The organism is Shewanella sp. SR1, from assembly GCF_020447145.1.
GTDB classification, from domain to species: domain Bacteria; phylum Pseudomonadota; class Gammaproteobacteria; order Enterobacterales; family Shewanellaceae; genus Shewanella; species Shewanella baltica.
In genome coordinates, this window is record NZ_JAJAEF010000028.1 from 34,738 (window position 1) to 45,510 (window position 10,773).

A 10,773-nucleotide genomic window follows, 5' to 3' on the forward strand; every position below is an offset into this window, starting at 1 on the left:
GCTGAAATGATGCTTTCTCATGCTAGATGAATTAGATTCATACTAAAGCCTTTAGATATTGAAAATAATGAGAAAGCTCCCACCATTACGCGCTCTGCAAGTGTTCGAAGCCGCCGCCAGACAACAGCATTTTTCTAAGGCGGCCGATGAACTGTGCATCACCCAAAGTGCGGTTTCTCACCAAGTGCGGGTATTAGAAGAGTATTTTGGCGAGCAACTGTTCGACCGTCAGGGGCGTAAACTGCAGTTAACCCCAAAAGGACACGGACTATTTCTAGAGTTAGAGCGGATATTCAACGAGTTAAGTGATCTTAATTTGAAGGTTCGCGACACGCCCAATCAGCAGCTGTGCTTAGCAGTTTACAGTTCCTTCTCGGTAAAATGGTTGATCCCCAGACTCACCGATTTTCGCCGCCAATATCCGAGCGTGAAAATCCGCCTCGAGATGATCACCCAAGATCCTGATCTCAGCACTAGTACGGCGGATATCTTTATCGCCGGTAAACTGAATCAACGCGGATACTGGCAACAGTTACTCCATAAAGAGCGGTTAATCCCAGTATGCAGCCCAAATTTCTATCTTAAATGGCGCGACATTAGCCTGGGCAATTTCCAGCAACAAGCCCTACTGGTTGTCGATGAAGGCCCACTCGGACTCGACTGGCACAAGTGGTCATCGGCGCACCAAATCCCACTTGATAACGAACAACAGCATGTGTTTAGTCATATTGTGATGGCGATTGAGGCGGCGATTACTGGTCAAGGCTTAGCCCTAGCGCCGGACTTTATGGTGGCTGGCGATATCACCACAGGGCGTTTAGTCGCCTTGAATCTTCCCGATGTGCATACCGGATTTGAATTTACTTTCTTTTGTAAGCAACGCCGTTTATCAGAACCTGCGATTGCCGCCTTCTCCTCTTGGCTAAAATCACAGGCCTAAGGTGAACAGACAGACACAAAAAAGCCGACGCTGACGTCGGCTTAATTTATCGATATCGATTGATTACACTAACAAACCAATCTTCTCGTACACTTTTTTCAGAGTCACTTCAGCGCGCGCCTGCGCACTTTCAGCGCCAGCTTTCATCACTTGGTCTAAGTAAGCACGGTCGGCACGAATCGCGCGGTAACGCTCTTGCAGCGGCTCTAACATGCTCACAACCGCTTCGCCTGCTGCACCTTTCAAATGGCCATACATCTTGCCTTCAAACTCGGCTTCTAGGCTTGCAATGCTTTGTCCCGTCACACCCGACATGAGACTCAGCAGGTTAGAAACGCCTGGCTTATTGTCCATGTCAAAACGCACGACTGGCGGCTCATCACTGTCTGTCATGGCTTTTTTCAGCTTTTTCAGCACGGCTTTTGGATCTTCTAGCAGGCCGATGACGTTATTACGGTTCTCGTCTGACTTAGACATCTTCTTCAACGGCTCCTGCAACGACATCACTTTAGCGCCATGCTCAGGAATAAACGGCTCAGGAATGGTGAAAGTATCACCGTAGGCATTGTTGAAGCGAGTCGCGATATCACGAGTTAACTCAAGGTGTTGCTTCTGATCTTGACCAACTGGGATTTCGTTCGCTTGATAAATCAGAATATCCGCCGCCATCAGCACTGGGTAACCAAACAGACCCACGTTGATGTTGTTAGCGTGCTTTTGTGACTTATCTTTAAACTGCGTCATACGACTCAACTCGCCCATTTGGGTGTAGCAGTTTAATGCCCAACCCAATTGCGTGTGTTGTGGCACTTGTGACTGGATAAACACTGTGCTCTTTTTAGGATCGACGCCACAGGCCAAATACAGGGCTAAGGTGTCTAAACAGGCTTCGCGCAACGCTTTAGGATCTTGACGCACGGTAATGGCATGCAAGTCGACCACACAATAGAGGCAGTCGTGGCTATCTTGCATCGCAACCCATTGACGCAATGCACCCATGTAGTTACCTATGGTTAATTCGCCGGACGGCTGTGCACCGCTGAGTACTATGGGTTTGGTCATTACGTCATTGCTCCACTATCTATATATAAAAAGACTATAAAAAATCGACTAAAGAACGGGTAAACACGCATTACTTGGTAGGTTTTACCCAGTTCAAAATCTCACTAAATTGCTCACATACGGCATCTGGGCCACTGAGCCCAATATCTTCACCGTAGTTGTAGCCGTAGGTCAAGCCGATTGACGCTATCCCAGCCGCTTTCGCCGCTAAAATGTCGTTTTTAGAGTCGCCGACCATCAATAACGCCTCTTTATCCAATTGCCACTCATGTAATAAGTGCTGTAGCGGCAAAGGATCGGGCTTCATTTTAGCGAGAGTGTCGCCACCTAACACTAAGCTGAAAAAGTCATTAATCCCAAAGGCATTGAGTAATGGCAAGGTAAAACGATAGGGTTTATTGGTCACAACGGCGAGCTTAAAACCTGCATCGAACAAGGTTTGCAGTACTTGATGCACGTCGCTATACAGCGCACTGTGCTTTTCAAGATTCTCTTGATAGTGATGCATAAAAATCGGCATGGCCGCATCAAGCGCAGTTTGCTCAACATCCGATCCCAAGGCATGGGTCATGGCGCGGCGCATCAACATCTCTGCGCCATTACCGACCCAAGTACGCACTTGGGCCTCAGAGCAGCTCTTCAAACTTAACTCGGCTAAGGCTTCCTGCGTGGCAACGGTTAGGTCAGGCACACTGTCGATCAGCGTGCCATCAAGATCAAACGCTATCGCTTTAATCTTATCCCACATACCTATGCCCCAACTTTAGCAAGTTCGGCACGCATCTCATCAACAACGGTTTTGTAATCTGGCTTGCCGAAAATGGCAGAACCCGCAACAAACATGTCGGCACCGGCGGCCGCGATTTCGGCAATATTGTCGACCTTAACGCCGCCATCCACTTCTAAGCGAATATCAAAACCGCTGGCATCGATACGCGCACGCACTTGACGCAGCTTATCTAAGGTCGATGGGATAAAAGATTGACCGCCAAAACCAGGGTTCACCGACATCAATAGAATCACATCCAGCTTATCCATCACATGGTCGAGATAATGCAGTGGTGTGGCAGGGTTAAACACGAGACCCGCTTTACAGCCACACTCTTTGATCAACTGGAGTGTGCGATCGACGTGTTCTGAAGCTTCTGGATGGAAAGTAATAATAGACGCACCCGCTTTAGCAAAATCAGGCACGATGCGGTCAACTGGCTTGACCATCAAATGCACATCAATATCGGCGGTAATACCGTAGTTACGCAGCGCTTGGCACACCATGGGGCCAATCGTTAAGTTAGGAACATAGTGATTATCCATCACATCAAAATGCACTACGTCGGTCCCCGCATCTAACACGGCTTTTACATCATCGCCCAAACGGGCAAAATCGGCAGATAAAATCGATGGAGCAATCAAGAATGGACGCATAAAACACTCGCTGCTATTTGGATAAAAAGTGCCTTATTTTACCCTGAGCTAAGCTAAGCCTCTATAGCTAAAGCCACATTTCTGGCAATTGATACGCGATGTAGCAGTCAGCAAAGCAACACATTCTGCAACTATCGTAGTCAATAGGGGTCTAGATAATACCAATCGTATTAAATATCTGTTCATTCAGCGGGAGTTCAACGCGATTTAGACAAGGCGAAGGCTTGAAGGCATAGTGGTGCTCTGTCTAAAGCCTTGAACGAAGTATAAAGCGCGTTGCCATGCCGTTAACATCAGCCGCCCTTCGGGCGCCTCACAGGCATCCCACTCCCGTGTTGCATTGACTTAAAAGGGAATAACCATTTCTGCGTCAATGCGCCTTGGATTGAGATGCCTGTGAGGCTCTGAACTGATTAGATATTTAATGTGATTGGTATAATATGAAATTTGCTAACATTTGCGCGCATTTTGGCGGCAATTGATAAATTTTTGTTCATAAACTAGGCGAGTTTGTTATACTCGAGGCGCAATGCTGGTTCATTTCAAAGGAAGCGTTATGAAGGGGCGGTTTAGTTTGTTTTCACACTATGTTAGGTCGGTGACATTTAAGTCATCTATGATGTTGGCATTCACTGCAGTTGTTGTGGCCACGTTAGCCTTTGGCTTTGAAAAACTTACGGAAAATACCGAAACAGCTTCTTGCGCTTGTAGCAGTGACACTCGTTACAATAGTGCTTTACCTAGTAGTCATCCCAATAATCGCTGCGCCGATCAAGCACAAACCCTAAGCTGGAAAACGTGGCTCACAGGTAAAAACCGTTCGAGTCAGTTCCACTTTGTCGATTTGCTTGAGCTATTACACGGTCATCAAGATAAGCCTATGGATGATCTCAAACCCACTACGTCGCATCTAGCCTATTAATGCTTAGCCGTATCTGGCAAGTATTCCACAGCACAGTCGCCGCCTTTTTCGGGGTACAAACTGACGACAATCGAAAAAAAGATTTCCAAACTAGCTCACCATTACCTTATATCGCAATGGGAATCGTGTTGGCAGTCATCTTAGTGGCAAGCCTGATGTTTCTCGTAGGACAAGTGCTCAGCTAAACCTAAGCTATGTCGAACCTAGTCATCCTTTGGATCGTAATTTTCATCATATAACGCCATCAACTCATCCACTTTGTTACGACCACTACCATTTTGGCTAATGTTACGTTGCACTTGGATTTTCGCTAAGTGAGCGCCGCGGTATAACTCGCGAGTCAATGGAATATCGTGATTACTGATCAACACAGGAATACCACGTTCTAGTGCTGTATGGCGCGAATGACGGGCCAGCAGCGCTTGGTCGTCTAGACTAAAGCCCGCACCGACATACGTAGTGAAACTGGATGTGGTAGATAATGGAGCATAAGGAGGATCGCAGTAAACCACATCGCCGCTACGTGTCTGCTCAAAGGCTTTTTCGTAGCCTATGCATTTAAACTCGGCACGTTGCGCTTTTTCAGAAAAGGCCCAGATTTCCTTTTCGGGGAAATACGGCTTTTTATAGGAACCAAAGGGCACATTGAAGCCGCCTTTACGGTTATAACGGCATAAGCCATTAAAACCATGACGGTTTAGATAGAGGAAATACACGGAACGTTGGAAAGGGTCGCGACATTTATTAAAGTCGGTCCGCACCTGATAGTAAGCGTCTTTTTGATTCATCTCATCAACAAACATTGCCTTAGCCGCGGCAATGTAAGCTTCTGGTTGATGCTTCACAATCTGGTATAACTCAATCAAGTCCTGATTAATGTCACAGAGCAGGTAGCTAGGATAATCCGTATTTAAGAAAACGGATCCTGCACCCACGAATGGCTCGACCAAACGGTCTCCTGTGGGTAAATAACTGGCCAAATCATCCACCAATTTAAATTTACCGCCAGCCCACTTAAGGAAGGCTCTGTGTTTTTTTATCATTTAACTTGATGAATGCCGACAAAAATAAAGGCCATGATTGTACTCTGTTTATTCTGAAATTTCACGATTTGGCAGACTTTCTTCTAGTTGATAATCTTTTAAATCCGCCCACTTTCTTACCCAAGGCTGCTCGAAACGATACTCTTTAACCAATTGTGCCGCCGCATTCGAAGCTGACTTGCTACTACCGTAGTTACCAACGAGGACAACCCAACGCTGCTTATGTTGTGCAACGCGAACGCCCTCAAGATGCTCAATACTCTTTAATGTTGCACGCAGGGTGTCCAACTGAGCAACACTGGCAATCTGTATTGTGTAACCTTTGAGCGGCTTTTGCGGTTCCAAAACTGTTTTATCAACCTTTGCCACCTCTGGCGCTGGGGACTGAACATCTACCGTTTTAGCTTGAGGCTCTGCATCCACAGTTGGCTCATCACCACCAAAAGACTTGCTACTGACTTCACCAACGATCACTAAGGCTGCATCATCAGGCTCAGGATGTGGTGCCTCACCATGGAATTCACTTAATGGATCGACAGCCGGTTCTGTTTTGGCTTTGGATGTTTCTATTTCGTTAACTGTCACGGGTACGGCGGCAAACTTTAGTTGATCAGCGCGCAGAGCAAAATAGGGGGCTAAGATTTTTTGCCCATAGGACAAAAAGACGGGTGAATCTATCGCAGGATAAGTCGCAACCTCTAAGGCTTGCTCCTCAGAAAAAGGCTGAGTAACGCCAAGCCAAATGCCTAAGGTGAGTAACATACTCACAGCAGTCACCATCACAGCTTTATATTTCACCAAGGAAGATGTCTTCTCCGGCGCGCTATGCAAGGCTTTATCTAATAGATTAACCACTTCCTGCGGCGTACCGGTTTGTTTCTCAAGCTGACTGCGCACAATTTCCCTTGGGGTAAAAGGATTTTGATCGCTGTATCTTAGTAACGTTTGATACAAGGCCTCACGCTCAGGCATGGTTAACGGCTCAATACTGATAGGCAATATCTGCCGCCGTAACTGCTCCGGTAATTGTGGAAGTAGATCTGCTAAAAATGCCGGTGGAACCGTGAGTGTGACGGCAATATTCTTACCCGCACACTGAATTTGATTGAGAATAATGCACTCAGCCCACAAAGCCTTAGGCAATAAATGCGCATCATCGATAATGATATGTAAGGGTTTAGTTTGCGTGCTAGCAAGCCGCAACAGGGTATCGGCGAGGGGAATATCGTCGTCAAAAATCGGGGATGAAATTAACTGGACCAGAATTTTACGGCGGATCTCAGCGTTATCGGCATGCATAGGACAAATCACAAATGCCGCATTTGACTCGTCAAAATCGGTCGCTAATCCGGTCACTAAGGTGGTTTTGCCTGAACCGCTGATGCCAGAAAGCACCAGTAGCTGATCGCTATAACTGGCAACATGATGCATTCTTTGTATGAGGGCTTCCTGAGAAGGAAGCAAGACAGAACCTTGAAACGTCACTCGCCCACCACACAGTGTTTATGCGCAGCGAATAACCTGTTCGAGGGTAGATTCAGTGACTTGACTAAACACATCCGCGCGGCCTATAGCCGTTGGGAGCACCAGTCGAATCTGACCGCCTAAAACTTTTTTATCGCGTCGCATATGTTGAATGAAACTGTCGAAATCCATAGATTCCGGCGCACTCACTGGAAGATCAAAAGCTTGTAGTAACTGTATGATACGACAAACTATTGACTCATCGATAAGCCCCAGTGCCTTAGCTGTTTGAGCAGCAAGGACTGTGCCAGCTGACACGGCTTCACCATGCAACCAATTACCGTAGCCCATTTCGGCTTCAATCGCATGACCAAAGGTATGACCTAGATTCAATAAAGCACGTACACCCTGCTCAGTTTCGTCTTGGCTAACCACATCGGCCTTAATCTCACAGCAACGGGAGATAGCATAAACCAATGCTTGGGCATCTAAGGTTTTTAGTGCCGTTACATTATCTTCAAGCCATTGAAAAAAATCAGCATCCCACATGATGCCATACTTGATGACTTCCGCCATTCCCGCCGCAAACTCGCGCGCTGGAAGCGCATGTAAACATAAGGTATCGATAAGCACGATTTGTGGCTGATAAAAGGCCCCAATCATGTTTTTACCAAGAGGATGGTTAACAGCCGTTTTACCGCCGACGGAAGAATCCACCTGCGACAATAGGGTTGTCGGAATTTGAATAAAATCGATCCCACGTTGATAACATGCCGCGGCAAAGCCCGTCATGTCACCAATTACGCCGCCACCCAAAGCCACCAGCACAGAATCTCGACCATAGTTTTGCTGCAGCAATGCAGTAAAAATAGTATCTAGATGCGCTAAGTCTTTGAATTGTTCGCCATCGGGGAGGATAACACTCTCTACCTCACCAAACGAAGCCATCGTCTCTTGTATCTGTTTAAGATACAAAGGCGCGACAGTTTCATTGGTGACGATAAGAATACGTTTTTTAAGCAGGTAGCGAGACAAGGTCTCGCCATCACTCATCAAATTCTGGCCAATGTAAATGGGATAACTACGTACACCTAAATCAACCTGAATTTGCTTCATAAATTCTGCCTAAAAACCTAATTGCTCAATGATCTGATTGGCGACAATCTTTGCGCTTTGATCATCGGTTTTGACAATCACATCGGCAATTTCTTCGTACAATGGATTACGGATCTCTGCAAGATTCTCCAACACTTCTCGAGGATCATCCACTTGCAATAATGGGCGTCGCTTGTCTCTTTGAGTACGAGCGACCTGTTTGTCGATAGTGGTTTCCAGATAAACCACAATGCCACGAGCAGACAGATGATTACGGATATCTTTGCTTTGTACTGAACCACCACCGGTGGCAAGGACGATACCTTGTTTTTCAGACAAATCAGCAATAACCTGAGCTTCACGACGACGGAAGCCTTCTTCACCTTCGACGTCAAACACCCAAGCAATATCAGCGCCTGTGCGTTGCTCAATCTCTTGATCTGAATCGTGGAATTCTAAATGCAGCATTTGCGCCAGATGGCGACCAATTGTGCTTTTACCTGCGCCCATAGGGCCTACCAGAAAAATATTACGTTTTTCAGCCATTTCTTGTACGTCTGAATCTTATTGAAAAGTATGCCTATATCGACTCAAAATCAAGCCGACCTATATGTTACCTTGCTCTTATGAGACTTGACCGAGGATTATCTCAGCTTAGGGTCTACTATGGCAAGCCATGTGCGCTATTTATGCAAAGAATTGTATAACAGTAATAATAAAGCCAGCAATCACTGCTGGCTTTAGTCGATACATAGCAAGTGCTTAGATCTTCTCACCGACTATTTTGGGGGTGACGAAAATAAGTAGCTCTTGACGCTCATTTTTGTCTGTTGTGTTCCTAAACAGGAAACCTACCAGAGGAATGTCACCTAGAATTGGTACTTTACTCACACGGCTGATCAGATTTTGCTGATAAATACCGCCAAGCACTATGGTTTCGCCGTTATTAACGAGCACTTGGGTGCCGATGCGTTGAGTATCGATGGCAACTGCGGGACCCGTTGGAGTATCAACGGTTTTACCCTGAGAATCTTGAGTGATTTCTAAATCTAAAATGACTCGGTTATCAGGCGTAATTTGTGGTGTAACCCGTAGAGACAACACCGCCTTCTTAAACGTGACTGACGTTGCACCACTAGAAGTCGACTGCACATAAGGGATCTCGACACCTTGCTCAATATAAGCCGCCTTTTGGTTAGAGGTGGTAATACGAGGGCTAGCGATGATTTCACCTTTATTTTCTTGCTCTAACGCACTTAATTCCAAATCAAGAATGGTACCGTCAGCCAATTTGGCGACATGGAAGGCAATACTCGCTGGATTGGTGGCCGCCGAGGGCAAGTTAACATTCAAACGCTGATCGGCAGTAGGAATTATCCCGTTGGCAATACTCTGTGCACCTTCTAATGTGCCTGAGGTTCCCTTGCTACCCTGCTGATCTGTGACGCCCCAACGAATACCTAAGTCTTCGGAGACATCATCTTTCACTGTCACCATGCGTGACTCGATCAACACTTGGCGGATGGGGATATCGAGAACTTCGACTAAACGGTGAATGTTCTCAATCGTTTCAGCCGTATCTTTCACTAACACTGTGTTAGTACGTTCATCGACCGCGACTGAACCGCGTGGTGAAAGTAAGCTTGAATCCGCGCTTTTCAATAACTCAGCAATATCGACCGCTTTAGCATAGTTAATTTGCAAGTACTCAGAATAGAGCGGTGCTAACTCTTTAACCTCTTGTTTGTTTTTGAGGTTCTGGCTTTCACGAATTGCCAGTTCTTCGCTCGGCGCCACCATTAAGATATTGCCTTCGATACGCTTATCTAATCCTTTGGTTTGCAAAATTAACTCTAAAGCTTGATCCCAAGGCACATCGTCCAATCTTAAGGTGATATTGCCTTCCACAGTATCGCTGGTGACTAAGTTAAAGTTGTTATAGTCGGCGATGATCTGCAGCACAGTTCGTACAGGGATATTTTGGAAGTTAAGCGACAAAGTCCGGCCATTGTATTTTTTAACGTCTTTCTTGGCGGCGGCCCTCTCGACTTTATTCATTGAGAGCCTAAAGAGGTTATCTTCTTGCTTGTAAGTAAATTCATACTCACCCGCGATATCAACTAATATGCGCGTTGTTAAGTCTTCTTTAAAGGTCTCGAAGCTTTTTACTGGCGTTGAGAAATCTTTCACATCCATAACATACAGAAGATCGTTATTAATATCTGTGTTATATAGCTTCACTTCGAGCTTAGCGCCCACTTGCTCGACATTAGCCGCAACCGAGCGATTATTTAAATAGACTAATAATTCACCGCCACCATTATCATTACGACGGAAATCGATATTTTTAATGCTATTAACGAAAGGGTTTTCAGCTTGGGCTTGAGTGCCCGCCACTTCATCGTTGATAGTGAGTCGATATGAATTCCCCATTACTGAACCTTGGTAAGGTTTCACTTTGGACATACCTAATATGACTTTAAGACGAGTATCTTGCTGCTCAGTGGTGATGTCTGCCACCCCAACCTGATTAATAGGTAAACGATCCTTAGATAAACCTGAGATACTGTTATCGAAGGTCAGCACTAGCTCTGCGGGCGAGGCATTTGAGTCTATTGCAGGCGGAGTGACCGCATCTTCAAAGACCAGCTCTAGCTCCAATTGATGGTCAACCAAGGCGTGGTATTTAACATCCATTAATCGATTTGCCGCAAAACTCGATGGCAAAATTCCAAATATCAGTGCGATCCCTATAACAGACTTGATTAAGCCTGAAGAAATTAACGGGACTTTTATCGCGGCAGAAGATTTCATTATTTCCT

11 protein-coding genes are annotated in these 10,773 nt (G+C 45.9%); 3 read left to right on the forward strand and 8 right to left on the reverse strand.

Annotated elements, in window-relative coordinates; genetic code table 11:
• The first annotated feature begins 67 nt into the window (after positions 1 to 67).
• Positions 68 to 940 carry a LysR substrate-binding domain-containing protein gene (locus KV201_RS19330; protein WP_226060251.1) on the forward strand — a complete coding sequence of 291 codons (873 nt, stop codon included), beginning with the start codon at positions 68 to 70 and terminating at the stop codon, positions 938 to 940.
• A 63-nt stretch (positions 941 to 1,003) separates the two neighbouring features.
• Here the strand turns inward: KV201_RS19330 and trpS are convergent, their stop codons facing one another.
• The 3 genes from trpS to rpe form a co-directional block, all read right to left on the reverse strand.
• Positions 1,004 to 2,002, reverse strand: coding sequence for a tryptophan--tRNA ligase (gene trpS, locus KV201_RS19335; RefSeq protein ID WP_006083534.1), 999 nt, complete (start codon positions 2,000 to 2,002; stop codon positions 1,004 to 1,006).
• A 70-nt stretch (positions 2,003 to 2,072) separates the two neighbouring features.
• Positions 2,073 to 2,750, reverse strand: coding sequence for a phosphoglycolate phosphatase (locus tag KV201_RS19340; protein WP_226060253.1), 678 nt, complete (start codon positions 2,748 to 2,750; stop codon positions 2,073 to 2,075).
• A gap of 2 nt (positions 2,751 to 2,752) precedes the next feature.
• On the reverse strand, positions 2,753 to 3,427 hold the full coding sequence (rpe, locus tag KV201_RS19345; protein WP_006084504.1) for a ribulose-phosphate 3-epimerase: 675 nt from the start codon (positions 3,425 to 3,427) through the stop codon (positions 2,753 to 2,755).
• A gap of 556 nt (positions 3,428 to 3,983) precedes the next feature.
• On the opposite strand from rpe, the gene KV201_RS19350 reads away from it, so the two are divergent.
• Both KV201_RS19350 and KV201_RS19355 read left to right on the forward strand, forming a co-directional pair.
• Positions 3,984 to 4,349 carry a hypothetical protein gene (locus KV201_RS19350; protein ID WP_226060255.1) on the forward strand — a complete coding sequence of 122 codons (366 nt, stop codon included), beginning with the start codon at positions 3,984 to 3,986 and terminating at the stop codon, positions 4,347 to 4,349.
• Positions 4,349 to 4,534, forward strand: coding sequence for a DUF2970 domain-containing protein (locus KV201_RS19355; protein ID WP_006083538.1), 186 nt, complete (start codon positions 4,349 to 4,351; stop codon positions 4,532 to 4,534). The genes KV201_RS19350 and KV201_RS19355 overlap by 1 nt, the downstream gene beginning before the upstream one ends.
• A gap of 18 nt (positions 4,535 to 4,552) precedes the next feature.
• Here the strand turns inward: KV201_RS19355 and KV201_RS19360 are convergent, their stop codons facing one another.
• The 5 genes from KV201_RS19360 to KV201_RS19380 form a co-directional block, all read right to left on the reverse strand.
• Positions 4,553 to 5,392 (reverse strand): Dam family site-specific DNA-(adenine-N6)-methyltransferase, encoded by an 840-nt coding sequence (locus tag KV201_RS19360; protein WP_012588791.1) that lies wholly within the window; start codon positions 5,390 to 5,392, stop codon positions 4,553 to 4,555.
• Positions 5,393 to 5,440: 48 nt separating this feature from the next.
• A complete protein-coding gene (locus KV201_RS19365) occupies positions 5,441 to 6,877 on the reverse strand; it encodes an AAA family ATPase (protein ID WP_226060257.1) in 1,437 nt (478 codons plus the stop codon).
• An 18-nt stretch (positions 6,878 to 6,895) separates the two neighbouring features.
• Complete coding sequence (gene aroB / locus KV201_RS19370; RefSeq protein WP_226060258.1) at positions 6,896 to 7,972, reverse strand: 3-dehydroquinate synthase; 1,077 nt, start codon at positions 7,970 to 7,972, stop codon at positions 6,896 to 6,898.
• Between the two features lie 9 nt (positions 7,973 to 7,981).
• Positions 7,982 to 8,497, reverse strand: a complete 516-nt coding sequence (aroK, locus tag KV201_RS19375) for a shikimate kinase AroK (RefSeq protein WP_006083542.1) — start codon at positions 8,495 to 8,497, stop codon at positions 7,982 to 7,984.
• 216 nt (positions 8,498 to 8,713) lie between these two features.
• Positions 8,714 to 10,765, reverse strand: a complete 2,052-nt coding sequence (locus KV201_RS19380) for a type IV pilus secretin PilQ (protein ID WP_226060260.1) — start codon at positions 10,763 to 10,765, stop codon at positions 8,714 to 8,716.
• Positions 10,766 to 10,773: the final 8 nt, after the last annotated feature.